We start from the raw sequence: 25,348 nt of genomic DNA, 5'->3' as shown, positions 1-25,348 counted from the left end.
GAACAAGCGTGGGTGAAGTTGAACGTCTGGGTGCTCGTCTCGATTGCCATCGTCACCGTCTTGGTCTCGATCCTCTGGCTCCGGCTGCACGCCTTTCTCGCCCTGATGCTGGCCGGACTCTTGGTCGCCGTGGGGACCCCACCGGCGGCGCTGCAGACGCACGCCGAGGCGCTGGTCGAGCGAGGAAGTTTGGAGGCCGAGGAGGTCAGCGGCTTTGTCAGCCAAGCGGCCCCGGCGCGCCTGGCGGCTGCGTTTGGCAAGACGGCTGGGCAGATCGGAATCCTGATCGCTCTGGCCAGCATCATTGGAGCCTGCCTGCTGCAGAGCGGCGCGGCCCGGGTGATCATCGAAGCGGCGCTCGGGGTGATCGGCCAGCGGCACGCAGCGATCGCGCTAGCGGCCAGCTCGTTCGTGCTCGGAATTCCCGTCTTTTTCGACACCGTGTTTTATTTGATGGTGCCGCTCGCCCGCACGTTGCGGCAGCGGACCGGCCGCGACTATGTGCTGTTCATTTTGGCGATCATGGCGGGAGGCTCGATCGCCCACTCGCTGGTCCCGCCGACTCCCGGTCCGCTGCAGATTGCCGAGATCATCGGCGTCGATCTGCTGACGCTGATGCTCGCCGGATTGGTTGTGGGAGGGCTCTCGAGCACCTTTTCGCTCGGCGTGGCCTGGTGGTTGAATCGTCGCGTCGACGTTCCGCTGCGGTCGCTCGGCGAGGGAGTCGACGAGTTTGCCGAAGGCGAAGCGGATCTCGACGCCGAGCAGCGCGTGGGGGACCCATCGCGACCCCGGCGAAGCGGTCCGCCAGTCCTGCTCGCGCTGGCTCCGATTCTGCTGCCCGTCCTCCTGATCGCCGGCCAAACCGCAACCAAGATGTCGATGGGGACCGTTCCTCTCTCGGAATCGGCAACCGCGACCGAACTGCTGGTCGGCTGGTTGCAGTTACTCGGCGACAAGAACGTGGCTCTCGGAATCGCCACGGCGATCGCCCTAGCCATGCTCTACTGGGCGCCGCCGACGCTCGATCGCAGCCGGCTCGTCAGCGCCGCGCTGGCCAGCGGCGGCGTCATCATCCTGATCACCTCAGCCGGCGGGGCGTTTGGTGCGATGCTCGGCCAAGCGGGGATTGCCGAAGCGATGTCGGGAATCCGGGCTTCGGTTCCGGGCCTGATGCTGCTGCCGATCGCGTTTGCGGTGACCACGGCGATCCGCACGCTGCAAGGCTCCGCGACGGTGGCGATGATCACCGCGGCCGGTATCCTGCAGGGACTGGCCGCCGGCGGCGGGCTTCCCTTTCATCCGGTTTATCTGGCCCTGGCGATTGGCGCCGGAAGCAAGCCGGTGTCGTGGATGAACGACAGCGGTTTCTGGGTGATGTGCAAGATGAGCGGCATGACCGAGAGCGAAGGGCTGCGAACGATCAGCCCGTTCACGGTCGGAATGGGACTCAGCACGCTGTTTTGGACGATGCTCGGAGCGTGGCTCGTGCCGCTTGTGTAGCTGCTCGACAAAGTTGCTCGACTGGGAGGATTTGGCCATGACCTATGACGCGACGAACTACGAGGCAACGCTGCTCGGAGGGATTCCCGCCGAGAACCCCACCTTGTTCCGCAAAGTGCTGATGACCGCCGGAGATCCGGCGGCCTGGATCGAGACGGCCCAGGGGGAATCGACGCTGATCATCCGGGACGTCGAAGTGGACCGCGCGCGGCGGACCAGTTCGGCGCGGCGAGTGACGGCGCCTGCCGAGTTCGCTCCGGCCGCTGGGCTCGATTCGGATCGGGCGACCGCCACCGCTCAAGCGGCCGCCGAATGCCTCCGCCGGATCGGCGCCCGCCGCGTCCGCACCGACCGCAGCCTGCCGTTCATCTTCGCATGGCACGTCCAGCAAGCGGGGATGGAGATCGTGTACGACGACGCCTTGGGGGTGCTCGACCGCCGCGTCAAAAGCGAACAAGAAATCGAGTGGCTGGCCGAAGCTCAGGCGACGACCGAGCGGGCGATGGAGATGGCGTGCAGCCGAATCGCTCGCGCGGAAGCGGCCGCCGACGGGACGTTGCGTGAGCAGGGGGAACCGCTGACGAGCGAGCGGCTGAAGTCGGAGATCGCCAAATTCCTGCTCGACCTCGGGTACACGATGGGGCATGGCTGCATCGTCGCGACGCTCCCCGACTCGGGCGACTGCCACGCTTCGGGACGGGGCCCGCTGCGGACCGCTGCGCCGGTGATCGTCGACATCTTCCCCCGCTGCGAAGCGACCCGGTACCACGGCGACTGTACCCGCACCGTCGTTCACGGCACGCCCACCGAGACGGTCGCGCGGATGCACGCGGCCGTCGTGGCCGCCAAAGCGGCTGGGATTGCCAAACTCGTTCCCGGCGAGACCGCCGCCGCCGTGCATCGAGCGGTCGTCGAGACGCAGCAGCAGCACGGTTTCCAGCTCGCTCGCGGCACGGTCACCGATCATCCGACGATCCAGCATGGGACCGGGCACGGGATCGGACTGGAAGTCCATGAACCGATCCTGCTCGACGACGGCGGCGGAGAATTGCTCGCCGGTGAAGTTTTTACCGTCGAACCGGGACTCTACGGGCGCTCGACCGGAGGGGTCCGCATCGAAGACATGCTCCTGGTCACCGACGCCGGCCCCCGAAACCTCAACCGCCTCCCCGAAGGACTCGATTGGAGGTGAAGGAGGGTTCAGGGTTCAGGAAGTAGGGAGTTAGAGGCTTTCCTCTCTCGTACTCAGCGAAGCGGTACTCGTACTCAGCGAAGCGGTACTCGTACTCGCGACCGCGATCTTCCCCGCCGACCGCGCCCGTTCCGAAGTGCAGTCCGAGTGGCTCGTGTCGAATCGGTCGTCGGCACCTCACTCCCGTTGTGCCTTCATCCGGGATGCTCGAGTACGAGTACGAGTACCGCTTCGCTGAGTACGAGTACGAGTTGCCAAAATCTGAGCTCACAAATACCCACCTACCTTCCGTGGCCTTCCGTGTCCTTCCGTGGCCCACCTGCTCCCGGTTTCCGGCCCCCGGCTACCGGTTTCCGGCCCCCGGCTACCGGCCCCCGGTTTCCGGTTTCCGGCTACCGGCTACCGGCTACCGGCCCCCGGCTACCGGCTACCGGCTACCCGTTTCCTCCGGCGGGGGCTGGAGTTTTTTCAGCAGGTCGAAGAAGTCGCTGTCGGTGGTCAGGATCATCCGGCTGTCTTTGCTGATCGCGTTCTCGTACGCCTCGAGCGTGCGGGAGAAGGTGTAGAACTCACCGACTTCGTTGATCGCTTCGGCGTACCGCTGGATCGCCAGCGCATCGGCCTTGCCTTTAGTCTCGCTGGCGATGCGTTCTCCTTCGCCTTCGATCCGTTGGACCTCGGCTTTCGTCTCGTTGATGATTTGAGCCTTCAGCCGCTCACCCTCGTTGACATTCCGCGCCGAGATCGCTTCGCGTTCGGCAATCCAGCGGTCGAAGGTTTTGGCGCGGACGGTGTCGACGAAATCGATTTGCGAGATCCCCACGTCGACCAGCTCGATTCCGCGGCCGAGATCCCCTTCGAGATCGGATTGACGGGCCAAGCGACGAGTCGCCTCGGCTTTGATCTCGGCCAAAATCTTCCGCCGCCCGGTCTCGATTTCGAGAGCCGCCTGGCCCTCACCGGCCTGGGCGAGCCTGGCGGCAATTTCATCGTCGGCGACGGCGGCAGCGGCCTCGGCCGCCGCTTGACTGTAGTCGCTGCTGCTTGGGATCGGCCGGTTGGTGCTCCGCACGACTTCGACCAAATCGTACTGGGTCAGCACGTCGCGGATTGCGCTGCGGGTGATTTGCGCGACCCGCTGTTCGGCGTTCTCGATCGTCCGCAGCCGCTGGACGAACACCGTCGGCTCGGTGATCCGCCACACCGACCACGGGATCAGCTCGATCTTTTTGTCGTCGCGAGTCGGCAAATCGGGGAGCACGTATTCGCGGCTGTCGCCCCAGAACTGCTGGGTCTTGGGGAGCACGCGGACCGTCTCCACGAATGGCACCTTGAACCGCACCCCGGGCTCGGTGTGCTCGCGGACCGGCTTGCCAAACCGCAGCACGACCGCCATTTCGCGTTCGCTGACAATGAACACCCAGAAGGGCATCAGGATCAGCAGCACTGCGAGCACTGCCAGACCGCGAAGCACGTTGAGGAGAATTCGATTATTCATGGAGTTGAATATTCATGGAGTTGAAATTTTCGCCGGTGGTGGCGGGGAGGAAATTTGGGGGGCGAGCGGCATCAGCGATCCGCGGGCATCAGCGATTCGCGGGCGTCAGCGATTTGCGGGCGTCGGCGATCTGCGGGCGTCGGCGTCCCCAACGGGCACCGCGGGACTCAGCGGCGGCTCGGGGCCAAGATTCAGCAGCGGCAGCAGGCTTTGCAGGTCGCTGTCGAGGATCGTCTTCGGTCCGCTGTTGCTGAGCACCCGTTCCATGGCTTCCAGGTACATCCGCTGGCGAGTCACTTCGGGAGCGTGCCGGTAGGCTTCGTATTTGGCCCGCAGCGCGGCGACTTTCCCTTGCGTCTCCGCTTCCAGGCGAGCGGCGTAGCCTTCCGCCTCGCGGATCAGCTGGTCTTTGTGGGCTTCGGCCGTCGGTGTCAGCATGTTGCGTTCGCGGATCGCTTCGTTGACCAATTGGTCCCGCTGCTGGATCGACGCGTTGACGTCGTCGAAGGCCGGGCGAACGCGGGTTGGCGGGGTCACCCGCTGCATCTGCAGGTCGACGATTTCGACACCGCTGCGGAGCCGCTCGAGTTGGTCGCTCATGTCCTGCCAAGCGGCAGTTTTCACCGCGGCCCGCTCTCCGGTGAGCACCTCTTCGGCCGAGTAATCGCCGACCGCCCGGTGCATCGTGCTGCGGGCGACCGCCAGGATCGTCCGCTCGAGCGTTTCGACGTCGTCGAACCGGGTGACGTAGTCGCGGGGTTCGGCGATCCGCCAGACCACGTTCCACTCGACCACCGCCGCGTACAGGTCCCCGGTCAGGATCAGCGATTCATCCTGCCGACGCTGGTCCACGACCATCTGGCGGCCGGCTTGCTCCAGATCGCTCGTCCCCCACGGCAGCCGCAGGCTCCGCTCCGAAGCGTCGACGACGATCGCTTCGTCGATCCACGGCAGCTTGAGATGCAATCCGGGTTCGACCACGCGGTGGAAGCGTCCGAAGCGGAGCAGCACCGCCTGCTCGTACTCGTTGACCTTGAAGATCCCAGTGGCCAGGAGGTACAGGACCAGCATTCCTGCCAAAGCCACTAATCCGACCGTCGCATAGGTGCCGATGGATTCGAATTGCGGAGGGCGAGCGCGTCGGTTGGACATCGGCGTCGGGACTCTTGCGGAGGATCGGGAAGGGGGACCGCTCGGGCAGGCCCGCGGCCCCGGTTCACAAAGCCTAGGTTACCACATCCGATTGATTCCCAAGTTGGCGTTGCAAACCCGCCGCGTGGCGATACACTGTCGGGATTCTCAGTCAGGACAACGTTACGGATATTGGCGCAAGTTAGCTGATGACAATCACGAAAGAACGCAAAGAGGCCGTCGTCAAAGAGCACCAGAAGGCAGCCAATGACACCGGTTCGCCCGAAGTGCAGATTGCGATTTTGACGGAGCGGATCAACGGCTTGACCGAACACATGCGGACGCACCGCAAGGACTTCGGTTCGCGGCGTGGGCTGCTCGGCCTGGTCAGCCGCCGCCGGCGGTTGCTGGATTACATCCGCGACCGAGACCCGCAGCATTACCTGGACATTCTGGCAAAGCTAAACATTCGGAAGTAACACGGCTCCCCACGACGCAACACTCGTCGGGTGCCGTCAGAAGGCGCCCGGCCGCGGGCGCGAAACTGAGGCGGGTCGGTCACGAGCGGTTGAGGGCGATCTCGAACAGGCCCTCGTTGTTCCCCGCCCGCTGCGGCGGGGAATCCTCTCGACCCAGCCCTTTTCTCTTGTTTGCTCCGTCGGTCGGTTGGATCCGGACCGCTCCGCGAGCGTTCTTATGAATCCCCGGCTCACATCACCTTGAAGCGAGCCAGCAGGCGTCCCCAAGTTTCTCGCGGGAGGGGACGCACCCCGAGGTCGCTCGGCCGCCGGTCGAGCATCTCACCCGTCGAGCGGTTCGAATGGTCGAGACTTTCGGCACTCGAGCCCTTCGGCGCAAGTCGGCACCGTCGAGCGTGCCGCCGCCCCCCAATCGAGACTCATGCCCTGGAACTTTGATCGCGTCGCACGGCGCAGCGGGGAATTTGCGGGGTGCTTGCATGTTGTTGTAAATGTTGGATGGAAGGAAAGTAGTCAGTGAAGATTCGAGTCGAAAAGAAAATTGGCCAACGAACGCTCTCGTTCGAGACCGGCCAACTGGGCAAACAAGCCGCCGCCTGCGTGATCGTGCAGTACGGCGATACCACCGTGCTGACCGCAGCGGCGAGCGGCACCCCGCGTCCGGGAATCGATTTTTTCCCGTTGACCTGTGATTACCGCGAACGATTGAGCGCCGTCGGCCGCTTCCCCGGTGGATTCCTCAAACGCGAAGGGCGTCCGACCACCAAAGAGACGCTCACCAGCCGGCTGATCGACCGTCCGATCCGCCCGTTGTGGCCGCAGGGTTTCAAAGACGAAGTCCAGGTCCAATCGTTCGTCCTCAGCAGCGACGCCCAGAACGACGGCGACGTGCTGGCGATGAACGGCGCTTCGGCCGCCCTGCACATCAGCAGCCTGCCGTTCCAAGGCCCGGTCGCCTCGGTCCGCGTCGGCCGGATCGACGGGCAATTCGTGCCCTTTCCCACCTTCGATGAACTCGAAGAGAGCGAGCTCGATCTGATCGTTTCCGGCTCGCGCGACGCGGTCACGATGATCGAAGGCTTCAGCCAAGAGCTGTCCGAAGACGATATGCTCTCGGCGATCCAGTTCGCCCACAACGTGATCCGCGAAGTGATCGGCCTGCAGGAAGAGCTGTTCGACAAGGTCAAGCCGACCAAGGTCGAATTCGTCCCGCCAGCCGACGACGGGCTGTTCCAACGGCTCAACGATGCCTACTACGACGCTTTCCGGGCGGCCAAGCAGACCCCTGGCAAGCTCGAACGGGCCAACGCCGTTCGCGAACTCCGCGACCGGGCGATGGGCGAAGTCATCCCCGAACCCGAAGCGGCCGACGCCATTTCGGTGGTTCGCTTCAAGAGCGTCTGGCACGATCTGGAAGAGAAGGTCGTCCGCGATCTGATCCTCGCCGGCACCCGGCCCGACGGTCGCGATCGCACTTCGCTGCGACCGATCTACTGCGAGACCGACCTGCTGCCGCGGGTTCACGGATCGTCCCTGTTCCAGCGGGGCGAGACCCAGGCGCTGATCACGATCACCTTGGGAACCGGCCGCGATGAGCAACGCGTCGACGGCCTGCAGGAAGAGTACAGCAAAAAGTTCATGCTGGACTACAACTTTCCCTCCTTCTCGGTCGGCGAAGTCCGCCCGATCCGAGGCCCGGGACGCCGCGAAATCGGTCACGGGGCACTCGCCGAGCGAAGCGTCGCTCCGGTCCTTCCCTCGCCGGAAGATTTCCCCTACACGATCCGCGTGATCAGCGACATTCTGGAGTCCAACGGCAGCAGCTCGATGGCTTCGGTCTGTGGTGCGACGCTCGGTTTGATGGCCGCTGGCGTGCCGATCAGCAACCCGGTCGCGGGAATCTCGGTCGGGTTGGTTAAGGAGTCCGATGACAAGTGGTGCCTCCTGACCGACATCCTGGGCGACGAAGATCACTTCGGCGACATGGACTTCAAGATCGCCGGAACCCAGAACGGGATCACCGGCATTCAGCTGGACCTGAAGATCAACGGGATCACCGAGGACATCATCCGGGCCACGCTCAAGCAATCGCGTGAAGCCCGGATCGACATCCTTCGCAAGATGCTGACGACGATCTCGCGTCCGCGTCGGGACATCGCCGCGACCGCGCCGCGTCTGCTGCGGACGAAGATCGACCCGAGCAAGATCGGCATGCTGATCGGACCGGGCGGTAAAAATATCCGCGGAATCCAAGAGCGGACCAACACGGTCATCGAAGTCGATGATGACGGCGTCGTGACCGTTGCCAGCAGCGATTCGGAAACCGCTGCCGAAGCGATGCGGGCGATCGAAGCCTGCACCGCAACGGTCCAGATCGGCAAGATCTACGACGGAACGGTCAGCAGCATCAAGGACTTCGGCGCCTTTGTCGAAATCCTCCCCGGCCGCGATGGACTGGTGCACATCAGCGAGATGAGCGGCGGGTATATCAGCAGCCTCGACAAGCACATCTCGGTGGGCGATGCGATGAAGGTCCTGGTGATCGACATCGATGAGCACGACCGGGTCAAACTCAGCCGTCGTCGGGCCCTCGAAGAACTTGGCCTCGAAGATGAACTCGCCGCGGCCGTGGCCGGCGACGAGGATGGCGAGCGCGCCTCCGGTGGCGACGACGAAGAAGGGGGCCGGCGAGCCCCGCGGCGCCGCGGTCGCAGTGGCGGCGGCGGAGGAGGAGGAAGTCGAGGAGGCAACGGCGGTGGCGGTGGCGGCTTCGGTGGCCGACGCCGCGACTAACGTTCCTCTCGCAGTCACCGGACACGAGCCCGGATGATTCATCAGCCGCCGGGCGATAGCCCACGGTTCCCGAAAACGCCGCGAGAACCGGACGCTAGCGCGTTGCGGCTGATGAGCGAGGACACGAGCCCGGATGATTCATCAGCCGCCGGGCGCTAGCCCACGGTTCCCGAAAACGCCGCGAGAACCGGACGCTAGCGCGTTGCGGCTGATGAGCGAGGACATGAGCCCGGATAATTCATCAGCCGCCGGGCGCTAGCCCACGGTTCCCGAAATCGGCGTGAGAACCGGACGCTAGCGCGTTGCGGCTGATGAGCGAGGACACGAGCCCGGATGATCCATCAGCCGCCGGGCGCTAGCCCACGGTTCCCGAAAACGGCGTGGGAACCGGACGCCAGCGCGTTGCGGCTGATGAGCGAGTGAACCATTAACGGCCGGAGAGCAATCTCCGGCCGTTTTTTTGTGCCTCCAACCACTCGCGGAGAATGGCAAATACCTTCTCCCGCTCCAGCTCGTGCAGCGTCTCGTGGTACATCCCGGGCAGCAAGTGAAAACTCGCCTGCTCGCCGGCGCGGAGCGACAGCGTTTCGCTTGCACCCGGGTCGGTCAGCGAATCGAGCTCGCCGTGAAAGACGAGCACCGGGAGCTTCAACTCGCCAGCCCGATCGAGCGACCAGCGGCCCTGGGCGAGCATCTGCGTCGCCAGGTGCAGCGAGAATCGCGCGTGGTGAAGCGGATCCTCCACGATGGCCCGAACTTCGGCGGGATCATGCGTCAGCTCCGACGGATCGATCGGAGCTCGAATCGGAAGGAAGGGCAACAATCGACCGGTGAGCCAGGCGGCGAAGACCTGACTCCGCGAGGGAGGCTTTGCCGGCATCAGCATTGGACTCGAAAGGATCAGCCCGGCCAGATCGTGAGGCCAGCGAAGCGCGTAGTTCACCGCGAGATTGCCACCCATGCTGTGGCCGAACAACCACTGCGGCAGTGCCGGCTGCGGTTCCTCGCCGCTTTCCCGCTGCAGCTTCTCCAAGTGCTCGCCGAGCGTCCGGCGGGCTGCATCGATATCCTCGAGCATCGAATCGTAGCTGCGAGGGGCGCCGCGACGTCCGGGAGCAAGCCCGTGCCCTTGCTGGTCGTAGCCGAGCGTAGCGAAACCGGCACCCGCGAGGACTCCAGCGAGTTCGCGATAGCGGCCCGAGTGCTCGCCGAGCCCGTGCACCAGCACGACTCCGCCCTGCAGCGGTCGACGCGGATCACTGCACAGCCAGCCCGGCAGATCGCCGCGAGCGCCGGTCGTGAGTTCGACGAAACGGGCGGCGTCGCTTGAAGGATTCACTGCTTCGGCTTTTCCATCGCCCACTGCATGCCGAGTGCGACCATGTTCAACCACTCGGGGCTCTCCATCGTCACATTGTGGTGCCCGAGCGTGGTTGCGAACACCCGCACGCCTTGATGCTCGTTCACCCAGGCCACCGGCTGGTCCTTTTCGGTTTCGGTGCTGTAGGCCGTCGCCAAAACTTCGGTCGCTGGCCACGTCCGCTCGATGATGTACAGTTCGCCGTTGGGCGTATTCCAGGTTTCGGGAAAGCCTTTGAGAATTGGATGCTCGGGCATGACCGGGACGACCGCCAGACTCCGCTTGGCTTTCTCGTGGTAGGTCGAGGTGACGCCGAGCAAGGCTCGCCAGAGGTCGGCGTTTTCGGCTGCCCGATAGGAATGCATCGAGCAGTGGACGGCGATGGCGGGAACGCCGGCTTTCGCGTGCCCCTCGACGATCCGCTGAATCACCGCCGGATCGGTGACGCCGCCATAGCACTCGTTGTGGACGACGATGTCATACTCGGCCGCCCAGTTGGGATTCGCGTAGACAGCCAACTCCCCCGTTCGCTCAGTACCATAATTCACGACCGTCCACTCAATCCGTCCGATCCGTTCGTTCATTCCCTTCGTAATGATTTCGGCTTGGCGGGGGTAATCGTGACAGCATCCCCCGGTCACCAACAGCGCCCGGAGCGGGTCGGACGCCTTCGCCTCGGAGGTGGGTTTCGAGGACTCGTCGGCGGAGACCGGAGTGCCAATCGCTAGGGCCAGAGCGAGTAAGACGAGAAAACGGAAGTTCATCGGTGGGGTCTCAGGAGGGGGAGGGGAAAGCGGAAGAGAAAGCAGCGGGCCAGGGAAAGCAGCGGCCCGGCAGTTGCGATTACCGTGCAAACCGCAAGAAAAAGCCGCGGCGACTGTCACTTTGGCCGCCGTGCGATTTTAACAGCAGGAGTTCGAAGGATGCTGATCAAGCTATTACTGGCCTTCATTTTGATTCCGCTCGTCGAGCTGTTCCTGCTGATCTGGATCGCGGAACAAACTTCGCTGCTCGCGACGATCGCGCTGGTCATTGTAACCGGAGTGATCGGTTCATTTTTGGCGCGGCGACAAGGCGTGCAGGCGTGGCAGCGGTTCCGCCGGGCGACGGCTGAGGGACGGTTGCCGGGACGCGAAATCCAGGACGGCGTGATGATCGGCGCCGCCGCCCTTTTGCTGCTGACCCCCGGGATCCTCAGCGACGGGGTCGGATTTCTGCTCCTCGTTCCCGCCGTTCGGGCGTCGATTCGCGCAGCCGTGATGCGGCGGATCGCGAGCGGCGTTCGCGTCCAGCTCACGCGCGGCCCCCTCGGCTCGGCCACCTTCGGCGATCGCCCCGACCCGCCCCGCGGTGATTCCCGCTCGGCCTCGGCAGCGCGACCCGGCCACGCCGGTCGCTCCGAAACGATCGACGCGGTCAACGTCCGTCCGGTCTCTCAGCGGTAAAGTCCTGGGGAGGAATCGCTCGACGGGGTACAACGGGGGAAATCTCCTTCCAACCACGCTTCAAGCCGATGCCCCGCAATCCCAAACAGCCGACTTTGACGGGCTTTGATCACGACGACGCCCCCAGCAGCCCTCACGACTCCGGCAGCCCCGCTGCCAATGGGGAGGCAAACGCGGTGAGCGGCTCGAACCCTCCGGCTCCCGACCCCGCCCCGGCTCCGGCCACCGGACCGGCCCCACCCGCGAACTCGCGCCCAGCCGAGGCGGGCGACGATCCGCGGCCCGATTTGCAGGGGCGGCTGGTCGTGATCATCGATTCCCATTCGCTGATCTACCAAGTTTTTCATGCCCTGCCGCCGATGAGCAGTCCGTCGGGGCTGCCGGTCGCGGCGGTCTATGGGTTTCTCGGCGACGTGCTGGAGCTGATCGCCCGCAAATCCCCCGACTACCTGTTTTGCGCGTTCGATAAGTCGGACATCACGTTTCGCAACACGCTCTACTCGGAGTACAAAGCCCACCGCGAATCGATGCCCGACGAGCTGCGGCAGCAGCTTCCGTTGATCCGGCGGACGCTCTCGGCGCTGTCGATCGGCCAGATCGAATGTTCGGGTTATGAAGCCGACGACATCCTCGCCAAAGTCGGAGCCGAAGTCGAAGCGGCGGGCGGACGCTGCTTGATCGTGACCAGCGATAAGGACTGCCGCCAGCTGATCACCGACAACGTGCGGCTGTACAACATTCGCAAAAACGCGGAGATGGGTCCGGCCGAGTTATGGGACGACTGGGGCGTGCGGCCGGAGCAAGTGGTCGACTACCAGGCTCTGGTCGGCGATCCGGTCGACAATGTCCCGGGAGTTCCCCTGATCGGTCCCAAGCGGGCTCAGCAGCTCCTCGAGGAATACGACACGCTCGAGAAAGTGCTCGACGAAGCGGCGGCTTCGAAGGGTCCGAAGTGGCGGAAGAACCTGGAGGAAGGTCGCGAGCGGGCGATGCTCTCGCGGGAACTGGTCCGCTTGCGAACCGATGTTCCATGCGCAATTCCGTGGCGGCTGGGGGCGGTCGGCGGTGCCGATCTCGATCAGATCACCGCGCTCTGCGACGAACTCGGCTTTCGGCGGCTCAAGGACCGAGCCAAGGAACTGATCGGCGACCACAGCAAGGCGGGGGGGAGCGGCGGTGCAGCGGCGCCGCCGCCACCACTCGAGACGGACTACCGCCTGATCCGCAGCGAAGCCGAACTCGCCGAGCTGGTAACGACGCTTTCCGGCTATGAGCGAATCAGCCTCGATACCGAAACGACGGGCACCAATCCTCGCTGCAGCCAGCTGGTGGGAATCTCGGTCGCGTGGGCTCCCGGCGAAGCGGCGTACATTCCTGTCCGCGCACCGGCGGGAGATCCGCAGCTGGCCGAATCGGTCGTGGTCGAAGCCCTGCGGCCGGTCCTGGAGAATCCGGGCATCGCCAAGGTGGGACAGAACATCAAATTCGATCTGATCGTCCTGCGTGGCTGCTCGCTCGACGTCCGCGGCGTCACCGACGACACGATGGTTGCCGATTACTTGCTCGAGCCGGGGCAGCGGAACCACACGCTCGATGACCTCGCCCGCCGCTATCTGAACCATCAGACGACGCCGATCAAAGCGTTGATCGGAACGGGTAAGAACCAGTGCCGCATGGACGAGGTCGACGTGGAGCGGGTTGCCGACTACGCCGCCGAGGATGCGGATATTCCGTTGCGGCTCGCACCGATGCTCCGCGAGCGACTCGAGAACGAAGGCTTAGCCGAGCTCTTCGACACGATCGAGATTCCGCTGATCGACGTGCTCGCGGAGATGGAATTCAATGGCATTCGAGTCGACGTCGATCAGCTCGCCGAACTGAGTGCCGGTTTTGCCGCCGAGATCGAACGGCTCCGCGAGGAGATCCATGGGCTGGCCGGCCACGAATTCAACATCGACAGCCCCAAGCAGCTAGCGGTGGTGATGTTCGACGAGCTGAATCTGCCGGTCGTCAAAAAGACGAAGACCGGCCCCAGCACCGACGTCGATGTGCTGCAGCAGTTGGCACCGCTGCACGAGCTGCCCGAGAAAGTCGTCGCCTACCGCCAAGCCACCAAGCTGCGAAACACCTATGTCGACGCGCTCCCGCAGCTCGTCTGCCAGTCGACCGGGCGGCTCCACACTTCGTTCCGCCAGGACGTGGCAGCTACGGGCCGGCTGAGCAGCACCGAACCGAATCTGCAAAACATTCCGATTCGCACCGAGCAGGGGCGAGCGATCCGCAGCGCTTTTACCGCCGGGCATCCGGACTGGCTGCTGATGGGGGCCGACTACTCGCAGATCGAGCTTCGCGTCCTGGCGCACTACAGCGGTGACGAGGCGCTGCTCGCCGCCTACGCCGAAGACGCCGACATCCATCGCCGCGTCGCCGCCGAAGTTCACGGAATCTTGGAGAGCGAAGTCACCGACGAGATGCGACGGGTGGCCAAAACGATCAACTTTGGGATCGTCTACGGCCAGAGCCCGTTCGGCCTGGCCCGCACGCTACGGATCCCCAAGGACGAAGCGGCTGCCTACATCGAAACCTACTTCGCGCGCTATCCCGGCGTGCAGGCGTTCATGATGCGGACGCTCAGCAATTGTCGACAGACGGGCTTCGTCGAGACGATGCTCGGTCGCCGGCGGACGGTCCAGGGAGTTCGGGATCTGGAGAATCTCGACGTTTCCAAGCGACGCACGCTTACCGAGCCGGAACGCATCGCCGTCAACACCGTGATCCAAGGTTCGGCGGCCGACCTGATCAAGCAGGCGATGCTTCGCGTCCATGCCGAACTGAAGGATTCGTCATTGGCGGCCAAACTGTTGCTGCAAATTCACGACGAGCTGCTCTTCGAAGTCGCGCCCGATGCAGCGGACGACCTGGAAGCACTGGTTCGCCGAGAGATGATCGGTGTGGCCGAGCTGCGGGTTCCGCTGAAGGTCGACGTCGCCCGGGGCCAATCCTGGGCGGAAGTCTGACCGCGGTTATTTGCCGAACAGCTTCTGAAACTGCTTGTCGACTTGACGCTGCAGATAGTTTTCCACGTTCGCTTGCACTGCTTGGGTACCGAGCTGGGCAAGCACAGTCGTGATCGCGCGGGTGTCGAGACTCGGCTGCGTCAACGTCCCGTCGATCGGCAGCGTCACTTGCTGGCCGGCGAGCGAAGCTAGCTTGCTCCCTAACCACTCGGCCTGCAGCGGGATTTGGACGCGCAGATCCAAGCGGCCATCGAGCGCGACGTTGCCGCTGCTGATCAGCTCCGCTTTCCCCATCCGCATCCGCATTCGCTGGTGGGTCACTTGGCCATTGATCAGCGAGAAATCGACCGTTTGCGGTTCCATTTCGATCCACGGTCGAGCGGTCCGCGGCTGTGGAGCCACGCCCTGCAAACCTTTCGCCGCCGCTTCGATCTGCTCGACCGAAGTGATCAAACGCGTGGCCAGCGGTCCAGGTCCCACGGCCGCACCTTCGACCAGCAGGTTGCCGACGACGCGGGTTCGCATCGGATCGGAGGGAATCACGACGCATTCATCAAGCTCGACCGAGAACGAGCCGCCAACATCCGTCGCCTCGGCCGCGAGCGGCATCATGTACTTCATCCAGCTTCGGCACATGTCGGGAGTCAGCGAGATGCCTTGGGCGAACAGACCGGGGCGTTGTTCAAACCACAACTGGCCGGGCCGGTAGTGAACTTCCCCGGCCACGTTCAATTGTCCCTGGTCGAGCGGCACGGTCGCCGGATCGACAAACACCGTCGTTTCGGTCACCCGCAGCGGGACTTTGCTGCTGCCGACGTTGACACCGGCCACGTGACCGGAATCCCAACCGACCGAGCCGAGGATTTCGAATTGCGCAGGCCGTTCGGCACCACCAACGGCGCGGATCTGGAGGGGCGTTTGGTGGACGCCGGCCAGCTGGATCGGTTCACCGAGCAACGTCGTCACCCGCTCGCCCGCGATCCGCGCATCGATCCGCGCCGGTCCTTGCAACCGCACGTCGTGTCCATTGTCATTCCAGTCGACTTGGCCGCTGAGCTCGCTGAAAATCCACTGCGTCGAAACTCGAAGGCTCTTTGCCGACACCTGCCCTCCCGATGAGCGAACCAGCACCTCGCCGCCGACTGATACCGTCGGCTCGGCCCACACGGCGGTTGGTTGGAGGTTGGCTTGCGTGTTCCGCAGGGGCCCAACGAATGGGGCGGAGGAAGCCATCGCCGGGGGCTGGAGGAGTTGGATATTTTTGCCAGCGGCTTCGAAGGCGACCGTCCAGGGCCCAAAGTCCTGCCGCTGCACTTCGGCTCGACCTTCAACTTGTCCTTCCATCCGCCAAGCCGAGTCGAGCGGCACATCGTTCGGTCGGAACGCGACCTGAGCGATCGCCGGAGAGGTGTTGGCATAGTTTGGAGGATTGGCCGCGAGCCCGCCCTGATTCGCAGGACGCGGCGTCGAAGCCGCTTGGCCCGCCGGTTCGCGGCGCGTCACCGCCCCCTGCAGCCGTGACATGTCGGCTCGATAGGCGAGCTCCAAGTCGGCGGCTCCTCCGACCATCTCGCCCTGCACCGCCAGCGACACGGCATTGCCGCTGAGCGACATCGTCTTGGCGACCAGGTCACCGGAGGGCCAGTCGTAGGCTCCGTCGAACTCGATCTTGATGGAGCTTTGGTCATACCGCCGCCGCTCGAACACCGCCGTCACGTCGCGCATCGCGATCTCGCCGCGGTGCAGTCGCCCCGAACGCACCGCCGCGTCGACTCGCAAATCGGCCTCGATGGTTCCCCCGGTCGCGGACAGGCTCTCGGGCATCCAGGGACCGAGCAGATTGACCAACGCATCAAGATTTCCGCCCCCCTGAACTCGCAGCGGCAGTACGGTCGCGGGTCCGGGCCGATCGACCGGCTCGATGAGTTGCACGGTCCAGCTTTGAGCGGGATCGGAAAGTTTGAGCGTGCTGCGGTCGAGCCGCTCCAGCGCGTCGCCTCCCCAAACTCCTTGGGCGTCGATCTCGACATCGAGCGAAGGACGCCGCAGGACCTGATTGCCCGGAATCCAGACGGCGAGATTTGAGGCGGTGGCCGAGCCGCCGAGCGTCCAGCGATTCCGAGCGTCGACCTCCCAGCGGACGTTGCCCGAAGCGACGCCGCCGAGGTCCGTCTCGGGCAGATCCACGATGTGGCGAAGCATCGTCGACAAGCGGCCAAAGTCGAGATTGAACTGCGCCCGCCCGGCCCGCAGATCGCCGCTGGCAGTCGCGTCACCGAACTTGCTTCGCACGTGGAGATTCTCGGCCGAGACCCACTGCCCCACCGGACGCAGCGTCACGTCGGCTGTGACCGGCTCGAAGACGACGCGGCTTCCATCGCGGACGATCGCGTGAACCGGCTGCGACTGCAGATTCCAGCGCGAGCGGTAGAGGCCGTCGCCTCCGTAGTCGCCGCTGATGCGCGTCTGCACCCGACCGCTCTCGATCGATACCCCTTCGCGGAGCGGAATCAGCCCTGGAGCCGAAGCGGTCAGCGCGGCCAGATCGACGTCGGCAACGAACTCTCCGACCAGCGAGTCGAGATACCGCCCGGCCAACACCGCGTCGGTCTGAATCGCTCCGTCAAACTCCACGCTCCCAGCATCCGAACGGATCACGGCCCGGGAGGTCCGCAGCAGCTTGCCTTCATTCCAGGCTGAGCCTTCGAGCGTTACGCGGCTGGCGCGCCACGCCCCTCCCTCGGTCCAGCGGGGGTCGGTGACAACCAAGTTGCGGAGGTCGAGCGCCGCAGCATCAGCCCGCCAATTCGCCGCCGCGTCGACCGTCACGTGGAGATTGCCCGTGAGGTTCCCCGCGAGATTCTCCGGCAGCGGTTCGAAGGATTGGGGAAAGCGGAGCACCGCCAGCTTCAAGAGCGACAACGGCACCCCTTCGCTCTGCGTCTCGACATCGACCGGGCTGTCCGCCGCAGCGGGGATCGCGACTCGCGTCTGCAGCGCGCCGCTGATCCCGTCGGGATCGGTCACCACGCCTTGAGCATCAAACGCGGTCCGAGAGTCGTCGAATTCGATCGTTGTCTGCAGCTGGTCAACTCGCCACCGCTGGCCACTGAGCGAATCGACGATCTTCAGCGACGCATCGCGGAGCTGCACTTTGCCGCTCGACACCCAGCCTTCTTCCGGGCCGCTCCAAAACGGTTCCAAATCCTCTTCGAGCCGAGTCCGACCCTCGGTCACCTGCGTCTCCAGCCGCGGCGCGTCGACATTGATCGTGCCCAGATCGCTGCGGCCCTGCATCCAGTCGAATACCGTCAGCGTCGTATCGACCGATTCGGCCGCGAACAGCGTCTCGCCCGAGGGCCCGGTCGCCTCCACGCCCGTGAGCCGCAGCGGCGTGATCCAGCCCATCCGCACCGACGCCACCGAAACTGACCATCCGTGCTGCTCGGCCGCCGAGCGAATCATCGACGGGGCCAGTGGAGAATGGCTGATGAGACTCGGAAGGCCGACCAGGAACACCAGCAAAAAACCGCCGGCAATCACGGCGTAGGTGCGCTTGCGGCGACGTTGGTCGTTCCGCCGCCGCTCGGTTCGATCACGCAACCAACGCATCGAACGGCTGTAATCCACCTGAGGCACGCTCATCCCTTCCACGCACGAGTCCAGAGCCCGCTGCCAAGTCAAGCGAGAAAATCGGCGCGCGGAGGTTAGCCCAATCGGGGCAAGCAAGGAAAGAGAGAAAGCAGGGTTCAGGGTTCAGGGTTCAAGGGATCTGAGATTCCAGATCTGAGATTTCGGTCGTGCCTCTGGCGGGTGGCGAACCGGATTCGAGTACGAGTACGAGTACCGCTTCGCTGAGTACGAGTGCGATTCTCTCTCCCTTCCGTGTCTTTCCGTGTCTTTCCGTGGCCCCCCCTGCAACCTGCAACCTGCAACCTGCCTACGGAATGGCGTAGATCGCGTAGGTTTGGTTTTCTTGCGGGTTGAGCGGATAGACTTGCGGCAGCGGGGGCGGGGTGGTCACGACCCGGCGGTCGATGATCAGGTAGGCGGCGCCGTAATCGCGGCGATGGGCAGCGAGCGTTTCGGGATCGAGGTCCGGGATCGCGCGGCCAAGAATTTGGGGAAAGACGCGATTGAACCGTCGCGCCCACTCGAGCAAGCTGCCCGCGTCCTGCGGCACATCCTTCCAATTGACCACCTCGGGGCGCTCCGCATACCACTTGAAGGTCTGCTGGTGGCGAGGGGTCAGAAAGACGGTGCCCTCGGGCGTCTGCTCGCGCGCCCAACGCGTGGTAGCTCGCCAATCTCGATAGACCTGCTGTTGCTGCTCAAGCGTCGTGGGAGCTCCGAGCGTCAACTGGCTCCGATCGACGGCGAGCGGAATATCGCGCTGCAGGCTTTCGAGAAACTGCGTCCCGAGCGAGACGACGCAAGCGGCGAGCAGCAACACCACCAGTCCCCGGACCGCTTGCGGGGCGATCCGCCGCGGCGGCGAGAGCAGACAGCCGACCAGAGCCACGCCGCAGGCGAGCGGTACGAATGCATCGGACAGCCGAAACCAGTAAAACCGCAGCAGCCGGGCGGCCAACCCCGGCGCGATGGCCGGCAGGAGGCCCAGCAGCATGCCGCATGCGGCGATTCCCACGGTGCCTGCAACGAACCACAACAGCGGCCGCGTCCGCCGCCACAACTCCTCGCTGGCCCCACGCCAGAAAAGCCAGCCGGCGGCCAGAGTCAGTGCTAGCAGCACGCCGTGACGCACGTACCACTCGAGCGGAAACGCCGAGGGGAGCAGGTGATGCTGCAGCCGACCGTACACGTACAAATGCGTGGCAATCCTCGCATCCTCGACCGACACATCCGCGGCCAGTCGCAAGGCGGGGACGAGCCCCAAGAGGGCAATCAGCCCGCCGAGCAGCAGAAACGGGATGTCGGCGAAACTCCGTGTGCACGCTGATCCCGCTTCCCCTCGATCCCCCGGCAGCCACCGCGGAAGAAACGCAGCGACGACCGACCACCCACCGACGAGCACGTGAAAGGCCGAGGCCCCGCCGAGCAGCAGCCAGACCGACCGCCAATGGCCGGCGACGATCCGTTCCAGCGCCAACAGCACCAATCCGTACGCCGGCAGTTTGGCTTCCACGCCCCCAATTACCCATTCCCCCGCCAGATTGCCGCGAGCGATCCCCACGATCCACAGCACGGCCACGGCGAGCGAAGCGTAGGGGGTGCGAAAAATCGTCCAGATCAATCGCTGCAGCCCAACGGCGAGCAACGTCCACCCGACAAAGCGTCCGATCCAAGCGGTCGCCTCGAGCGATAGAACCGTCGTCAGCCAACCGAAGCCCCAGTAGAAGGTTGCGTGGGCTGCGCCGGAGGAAGCGAACAGGTCTCCTGCGAGCCACTCGGGCTGCCAGAAATTCTTGGCCTTGACCAAGTAGTGGGCTTCATTGATCGCCGGCGGTGGGTCCCCCGCGACGGTGAAAAAGAGCAACACCAGCAGCAGCGTTTCCCACGCAGCGCGGCCCATCCCACCACCGTTCGGTTCCAGATCAGTCGGGGTACTCAAAGCAAGCGAACGCGGGGGAGAGGAAAGGAGAGGACGGGACGAGCGTCCAATGCTATCGACTTTTGAGCCGCAAGGCGCTAGCCGCGGGTTCTGAGCCGCAAGGCGCTAGCCGCGGGTTCCCTCGCGCTGCCGAACGGTCCGAACTTGTGACTGGACGCCGCTACAACGTCACGTTTCCCCGCAGCGCGGCCCGGATTGGGCCCGAGGCTAGCGCCTACGGCTCAAGCGATGCGCAAAAGCCCCGCTCCCAGCTACCCGTCCCCGTTCCTGGCTTTACCGAATCCGGCGGCAGGGTCTACGATGACTCTCCCGCTGCGTCGCTCCTCCGCCGATCTCCTGAAAAGCTTGTAGGACAAAGAAAACGATTTATGGCCGTGCTGCTGCAGATCAAGAATGCGCATAAGAGTTATGGCGAGCAGGTGCTGCTCGACGGAGCCGAGGCGACGCTGACGGACGACGAGAAGGTCGGGTTCATCGGCCGCAACGGAGCCGGAAAATCGACCCTCCTCCGGATCCTGCTCGGCGAGGAAGAGCTCGATGCCGGAGAAGTCATCCGCCACCCGAAGCTGCGGATCGGCTACTTGCGACAGCACGATCCGTTTTTGCCCGAGGAGACGGCGCTCGAGTTCCTGATCCGCGACAGTGGCCAGCCCGACTGGAAGTGCGGCGAGATCGCTGGCCAGTTCGAGCTCAAAGGGGCGTACCTCGAAGGCCCCGTTTCGAAGCTCTCCGGCGGTTGGCAAACCCGCGTCAAACTGGCCGCGCTTCTGCTCCACGAACCCAACCTGCTGCTGCTCGACGAACCGACCAACTTCCTCGACCTCCGCACGCAGATTCTGCTCGAGCACTTTTTGCGGGGTTTTAAGGAAGCCTGTTTGATCGTCTCGCACGATCGCGCGTTCTTGGGTGCCACCTGCGGCCGCACCCTCGACTTGTCCCGCGGCAAGCTGACCTTGTTTCCCGGCAAAGTCGACGCCTTTCTCGAGTACCAGGCCGAACGTCGGGAGCACGATCTGCGAGTCAATGCAGCGGTGTTGGCTAAAAAACGACAGCTCGAGGAGTTCATCGCCAAGAACAAGGCCCGCGCCAGCACGGCCACGCAGGCCCGCTCCAAGAGCAAGCAGCTGGAAAAGCTCGAGCTGAATGAGATCGAAGTCGACGAACCGACCGCCGTGATCCACGCCCCCCGCGTCGATCCGCGCAAAGGGCCGGCGCTCCGCTGCCAAAACTTAGCGATCGGTTATCCGGAACGGACGATCGCCAGTGGCATCGAAGTGGAAATTGAACACGGGTCGCGAGCGGCGATCGTCGGTGACAACGGGCAGGGCAAAACGACCTTTCTGCGAACGATCGTCGATTCGCTCCCGCCGCGCGACGGCACGGTCCGCTGGGGCTATGGGTGCGACATCGGCGTCTACGCCCAGCACGTCTACACCAGTTTGCCGATGAAGCAGACGGTTCAAGAGTATCTCGAGTACCAAGCCACGCCCGGCACCAAGACGCAAGAGATTCTCAACATCGCCGGAGCTATGCTGTTCCGCGGCGAACACGTCAAAAAGAAAATCTCGGTCCTCTCCGGGGGCGAGCGGGCTCGGCTGTGCATGGCCGGGCTGCTGCTGAGCAACTACAACGTCCTGATCTTGGACGAGCCCGGGAACCACTTGGACGTCGACACCGTCGAGGCTTTGGCCGAAGCGCTGCTCGAGTACAAGGGAACAGTCATCTTCACCAGCCACGATCGGCACTTCATGCGCCGCGTGGCAAGCTGCGTGATCGAAGTCCGCGACGGCCGCGTCGTCGACTATCGCGGCGATTATGAGGCCTACCTCTACCAGGTGAATAAAGAGATCGACGAAGGCGAGCGGGCGCTGGCCGCCAGCAAATCGGGCGGCCCGCCCCCGGCGTCCAAGGGTGCCAAGAGCTCCGACCGGCCGTCCCCGAAGGACGAGCGAGCGATCCGCAAGGAGATGTCCAGCCTGGAGCGGACGATCCAGAAGCTCGACGATCAGAAAAAGGAGAAGAACGACTCTCTGATGCAGGCGACCGATCCGGAGGAAGCGATGAAGCTGCACGAAGAAGTGACAGCGATCGGCGACCAATTGACCGCCGCCGAAGATCGCTGGTGCGAACTGCAAGAAGAACTCAACGAGTACTAGGGTTGGAACTGCGGGGGCAGCTCGTAATCGCTGAGCGCTTTGTCGCGGATCGTGATCAGCACGACGCGGCGACTCGGATCGTCCGGATCGTTGCCCAGCGCCCAGACGAGCTTTTGAGCCGCTTGGTCGAGCGCCGTTGCGGTCTTATCGGGATTCGCTCGCCGCACCAAATCGTCCAGGACTTCCCGCAACGCTGCGCCGCTGTGGTTGAAGTCGCGGATCTGCTGATTCTGAGTGATTCCCGCCAACTGCAGATGGTTCCCCATCAGCACGATCTTCAGCTCGGGTGAACCGGGCGGCAGGGAGGCGTTGAATTGCTCCTCGATCGTATCGGCGGCGAACTCGAGCGACTCTTGGTCGAACCGCACGGTGAGCGGCATGTCGAGCATCTGGTCGACCGTCTCGGGCCCCGCAGGCGACGCGTTGCCGGTCGCCGCAGCTCCACCGGTGGCGGCCAAGCTCGCACCACTCTCGCTCGGCGTGTTGGCCGCCAGCCATCCTCCGAGCAGCACGCTTGGTGCGGCCTCGGACGGAAGGTAGAGATTCGCCACGGCATTGCCATCGACGACTCCGCTCCGCGTGGCTCCATCGACCGCCCGCATCATCGCCGGTAAGCGGAGCGCGAGGGCCCGCCACGACGGGTGGGGCGAGCTGGCCAGCAAAAATTGCTCAGCGTCGCTCGGCAGTTCGGCGACCGCTTCGTCGAGCTTTTTGGCCAGCGCCGGAGGACTGATCGCGCCCCCCGGGGCCAGCCGGACTTCGGCGTACCACTGGGGCTCGAGGTCCATCCGCAGCGCGACCGCCGTCGCATCGGGGACCAGCAACCGGCGGAGGGGCCGAATCAGTGCCGGAGCGTATTGCTCGAGCATCTGTCGTCCGTCGGCGAAAAGAAAATTCGGGCTGACGAGCACCGCCAAGTCGGGGTCGCCGCCGATACCTCGCCACAGCTGCTCGTGGCTCCGCGGCAGCGGGATCGGTCCCCCTTCGACTTCGGCGACTCGCCCCATCTGCTCGGCCGTGCCCACGGCAAAACGCCGAACGGAATCCTGCTCCGACGGCGGGATGTAGTAGACGTCTCCGTCGGCTTCTTCGCCCGCGTAAACGGTCTGGCCGTCGGGCGTCTGAGCCGCCTCCGCCTCCCAGGCCTCGCGGAGCGTCTCGAGCGCGACCGGTTCGCGCAGCCACACCGCCAGCGAAGCCTGCGGCGCGCCTCCCGTGTCCCCTTCAATCGCCAGCGTCAATCGTTCCACGCGGTCCAGCGGCAAACCGATCCGTTCCTCCAACCGCTCAAGCCCCTCGCTCAACTCGGGCGAGAACGCTTCCCGCAGTTGCCCACCGGCATCGGTCGCCTCAAGCTGCGCAGGGCGGAAGGAGACGAACATCGCCGCTCCCGGCGGGACCAGCGCGAGCTCCGGAGGCTGACCCGTCGCCGGAGAGGCCCAGAGGATGTCGGGCGCGTCGCTCAGCGCAACCGACGGCTCGGGCCCACTCCCAGTGGCCCCACCCGCGGCTGCGGAGTTCGAGGTCGCCGCGTGCGTAGCGACAGCGTTGGACGCTGCGGGGTTGGTTGCGGCGCTTCGCGGTGGAGGCAAGGGAGGCCGCACCGTTCGTTCGGCTTGCTGCGAAGCGGAGGGACCACTTGGCCGCTGAACCAGCAACAGCACGACCAGCACCATCACGAGGAAGCCGAGTCCGCCGAGGATCAACGTCCCCAGCGCGTTCTTCTTGCGGCGACGCACCGGCGGGCGCCGCGACCGGACCGCGGCCGCTGGGGCTGCCACGGGAGCCCCAACGACCGGTGCCGGTGTGGAGGGTGCCGCCGTGGCCGGTGCCGGTTTCGCTAGGGTTGCCGGTGGGGCTGGAGTTGCCGGCGGGGCTGGAGTCTCCGGCGGGGCTGGAGTCTCCGGCTTGAGTGGGGCTTCCGGCTTGAGTGGGGCTGCCGTTTCTTGCGGCAGCCCGGCTTCGACCGCCGCCAGCGCTCGATCCAGTTCCGCTGCGGACCGGAAGCGGGCGTCGCGGTTCTTTGCGAGGGCGTGGCCGATGACGCGGAGCAGTGGGTCGCCGGAGGCGGGATCGAGCACCGCCGTGCGGACCGGCTCCGGGATGTCGCGAGCGTGCTGTCGCGCGAGGTCGGCAGGACTGGCGGCGGGAAAAGGAGGCACGCCGAATCGCAAGTGGTACAGCAAGCATCCGAGCGCGTAGAGATCGCTCGCCGCATCGGGTTCGTGCCCCGCGAGCAGCCGTTCGGGGGCTTGGTACAGCCCGGGGACGACCGGGTCAGCGTACCATCCGCCGCGGCCGGAGCGGGGATCGGCCAGCGGGTCGCGGAACAGGATCGCCGGGCCGGACTTGGTTAGCCACACCCGAGTCGCATCGAGGATTTCGACCTGCAATCCCCGCTCGTGGGCTGCCGTCAATGCGGAGCAGAGTTGGCGGCCGATTTGGGCGACGCGGACCGCCGGCAGCCCCCCCTCGGGCAGCGAGTCTGCGGCCGTCGCCCCAGGGGCCAGCCGCGTCACAAACAGCATCCGCTGGCCGTTCGCGAATTCTCCTTCCCCCGATTTTTGGCCGAGAGCGATCGGCGGCTCGAGCTTCTGCAGATGGGACGAAGTAAGCGCGGCGTGAGCTCGATACCGCTCGCCGGCGGACGCGTTCACATCAGCCGTCGTTTCCCACACCCGCACCGGCGAGCCGTCGTCGGCCACGGCTGACCACCAGCCGATGAACGGGGGGCGGTCGAGGGGCTGGCGAAGAAGAAATCGGTCGCTCCGCAGCCGCGGCTTTTCGGCGGCGATCAGCTGTTTGGCTTGGTACTGCGTCAGCGATCCACGGCGGATCAGCCAGCGTGCCAGTTCCGCCACATCAGCCGGTTCGCGCGACTCGTGTTCCGAAGCGAAACGTCGCAGCAACTCGTCGATCGGCTCGTCGACTTGGCGGGCGGTTCCCCCAGTTTTCCGAACGGTGCGTTTTTCCAGACCGTTGGCCGCGTAGCAAGCTAAGAATTCAGGGACGGAGCGCTTCATTGCGGGGCGAACCCAATGGCGGGACGAGTCGACGAGTGCGGCCCTTCTAGCTTAACCGCTCAGGAGCATCGGCGACCAACCAGGGAACTGGGGCAGAAGGGAGCTGGTTGGCGATTTCCGACGGCTCGGTTTACACTCGACACCACTTCACCCGATTCAGTCATCGATCAGTCAGCAAG

Annotated in this window: 14 protein-coding genes; 7 read left to right on the top strand and 7 right to left on the bottom strand. The window is 64.8% G+C overall.

Annotated elements, in window-relative coordinates:
- Positions 1 to 12 precede the first annotated feature (12 nt).
- Positions 13 to 1,503 (top strand): GntP family permease, encoded by a 1,491-nt coding sequence (locus tag GNK13_RS02870; RefSeq protein WP_235934734.1) that lies wholly within the window; start codon positions 13 to 15, stop codon positions 1,501 to 1,503.
- Positions 1,504 to 1,540: 37 nt separating this feature from the next.
- Entirely contained in the window at positions 1,541 to 2,695 is a 1,155-nt protein-coding gene (locus GNK13_RS02865; protein WP_164100929.1) for a M24 family metallopeptidase, read from the top strand.
- A 427-nt stretch (positions 2,696 to 3,122) separates the two neighbouring features.
- Here the strand turns inward: GNK13_RS02865 and hflC are convergent, their stop codons facing one another.
- Positions 3,123 to 4,193 (bottom strand): protease modulator HflC, encoded by a 1,071-nt coding sequence (gene hflC / locus GNK13_RS02860; protein WP_164100928.1) that lies wholly within the window; start codon positions 4,191 to 4,193, stop codon positions 3,123 to 3,125.
- Between the two features lie 105 nt (positions 4,194 to 4,298).
- Positions 4,299 to 5,345 carry an FtsH protease activity modulator HflK gene (hflK, locus tag GNK13_RS02855; RefSeq protein WP_164100927.1) on the bottom strand — a complete coding sequence of 349 codons (1,047 nt, stop codon included), beginning with the start codon at positions 5,343 to 5,345 and terminating at the stop codon, positions 4,299 to 4,301.
- A gap of 188 nt (positions 5,346 to 5,533) precedes the next feature.
- Here hflK and rpsO point away from each other — a divergent pair, with 188 nt between their 5' ends.
- Together rpsO and pnp are read left to right on the top strand one after the other, a co-directional pair.
- The gene (rpsO, locus tag GNK13_RS02850) at positions 5,534 to 5,803 is read left to right on the top strand and encodes a 30S ribosomal protein S15 (protein ID WP_164100926.1); all 270 of its coding nucleotides are present in this window, start codon (positions 5,534 to 5,536) and stop codon (positions 5,801 to 5,803) included.
- Positions 5,804 to 6,319: 516 nt separating this feature from the next.
- Entirely contained in the window at positions 6,320 to 8,596 is a 2,277-nt protein-coding gene (pnp, locus tag GNK13_RS02845) for a polyribonucleotide nucleotidyltransferase (protein ID WP_164100925.1), read from the top strand.
- Positions 8,597 to 9,023: 427 nt separating this feature from the next.
- Here the strand turns inward: pnp and GNK13_RS02840 are convergent, their stop codons facing one another.
- Both GNK13_RS02840 and GNK13_RS02835 read right to left on the bottom strand, forming a co-directional pair.
- Positions 9,024 to 9,935 carry an alpha/beta hydrolase gene (locus tag GNK13_RS02840; RefSeq protein WP_164100924.1) on the bottom strand — a complete coding sequence of 304 codons (912 nt, stop codon included), beginning with the start codon at positions 9,933 to 9,935 and terminating at the stop codon, positions 9,024 to 9,026.
- A complete protein-coding gene (locus GNK13_RS02835) occupies positions 9,932 to 10,720 on the bottom strand; it encodes a ThuA domain-containing protein (protein WP_164100923.1) in 789 nt (262 codons plus the stop codon). The genes GNK13_RS02840 and GNK13_RS02835 overlap by 4 nt, the downstream gene beginning before the upstream one ends.
- Positions 10,721 to 10,879: 159 nt before the next feature.
- On the opposite strand from GNK13_RS02835, the gene GNK13_RS21395 reads away from it, so the two are divergent.
- Together GNK13_RS21395 and polA are read left to right on the top strand one after the other, a co-directional pair.
- Positions 10,880 to 11,401, top strand: coding sequence for an FxsA family protein (locus GNK13_RS21395; RefSeq protein WP_203328894.1), 522 nt, complete (start codon positions 10,880 to 10,882; stop codon positions 11,399 to 11,401).
- 68 nt (positions 11,402 to 11,469) lie between these two features.
- Positions 11,470 to 14,418: a DNA polymerase I gene (polA, locus tag GNK13_RS02830; protein ID WP_203328893.1), complete on the top strand. Its 2,949-nt coding sequence runs from the start codon at positions 11,470 to 11,472 to the stop codon at positions 14,416 to 14,418.
- 6 nt (positions 14,419 to 14,424) lie between these two features.
- Here polA and GNK13_RS02825 read toward each other — a convergent pair whose 3' ends face one another.
- On the bottom strand, positions 14,425 to 18,057 hold the full coding sequence (locus GNK13_RS02825) for a hypothetical protein (RefSeq protein ID WP_164100922.1): 3,633 nt from the start codon (positions 18,055 to 18,057) through the stop codon (positions 14,425 to 14,427).
- 301 nt (positions 18,058 to 18,358) lie between these two features.
- Positions 18,359 to 19,990, bottom strand: a complete 1,632-nt coding sequence (locus GNK13_RS02820) for a DUF6798 domain-containing protein (protein WP_164100921.1) — start codon at positions 19,988 to 19,990, stop codon at positions 18,359 to 18,361.
- A gap of 368 nt (positions 19,991 to 20,358) precedes the next feature.
- Here GNK13_RS02820 and GNK13_RS02815 point away from each other — a divergent pair, with 368 nt between their 5' ends.
- Complete coding sequence (locus tag GNK13_RS02815) at positions 20,359 to 22,146, top strand: ABC-F family ATP-binding cassette domain-containing protein (protein WP_164100920.1); 1,788 nt, start codon at positions 20,359 to 20,361, stop codon at positions 22,144 to 22,146.
- Here GNK13_RS02815 and GNK13_RS02810 read toward each other — a convergent pair.
- Positions 22,143 to 25,169 carry a serine/threonine-protein kinase gene (locus GNK13_RS02810; RefSeq protein WP_164100919.1) on the bottom strand — a complete coding sequence of 1,009 codons (3,027 nt, stop codon included), beginning with the start codon at positions 25,167 to 25,169 and terminating at the stop codon, positions 22,143 to 22,145. The two genes, GNK13_RS02815 and GNK13_RS02810, sit on opposite strands and share 4 nt — an antisense overlap.
- Between the last annotated feature and the right edge of the window lie 179 nt (positions 25,170 to 25,348).

The sequence above is a fragment of the Candidatus Laterigemmans baculatus genome (assembly GCF_010367455.1).
In the GTDB taxonomy this organism is placed as follows: domain Bacteria; phylum Planctomycetota; class Planctomycetia; order Pirellulales; family Pirellulaceae; genus Laterigemmans; species Laterigemmans baculatus.
The sequence above is the reverse complement of the archived record's forward strand: the minus strand, read 5'-3'. Positions and strand labels throughout refer to the sequence as shown.

What these genes read in the sequence shown, in the direction of transcription:
- GNK13_RS02865 (WP_164100929.1), top strand. Translation starts at nt 1,541, where the DNA reads ATGACCTATGACGCGACGAACTACGAGGCAACGCTGCTCGGAGGGATT.
- hflC (WP_164100928.1), bottom strand. Translation starts at nt 4,193, where the DNA reads ATGAATAATCGAATTCTCCTCAACGTGCTTCGCGGTCTGGCAGTGCTC.
- hflK (WP_164100927.1), bottom strand. Translation starts at nt 5,345, where the DNA reads ATGTCCAACCGACGCGCTCGCCCTCCGCAATTCGAATCCATCGGCACC.
- rpsO (WP_164100926.1), top strand. Translation starts at nt 5,534, where the DNA reads ATGACAATCACGAAAGAACGCAAAGAGGCCGTCGTCAAAGAGCACCAG.
- GNK13_RS02835 (WP_164100923.1), bottom strand. Translation starts at nt 10,720, where the DNA reads ATGAACTTCCGTTTTCTCGTCTTACTCGCTCTGGCCCTAGCGATTGGC.
- GNK13_RS21395 (WP_203328894.1), top strand. Translation starts at nt 10,880, where the DNA reads ATGCTGATCAAGCTATTACTGGCCTTCATTTTGATTCCGCTCGTCGAG.
- polA (WP_203328893.1), top strand. Translation starts at nt 11,470, where the DNA reads ATGCCCCGCAATCCCAAACAGCCGACTTTGACGGGCTTTGATCACGAC.
- GNK13_RS02815 (WP_164100920.1), top strand. Translation starts at nt 20,359, where the DNA reads ATGGCCGTGCTGCTGCAGATCAAGAATGCGCATAAGAGTTATGGCGAG.
- GNK13_RS02810 (WP_164100919.1), bottom strand. Translation starts at nt 25,169, where the DNA reads ATGAAGCGCTCCGTCCCTGAATTCTTAGCTTGCTACGCGGCCAACGGT.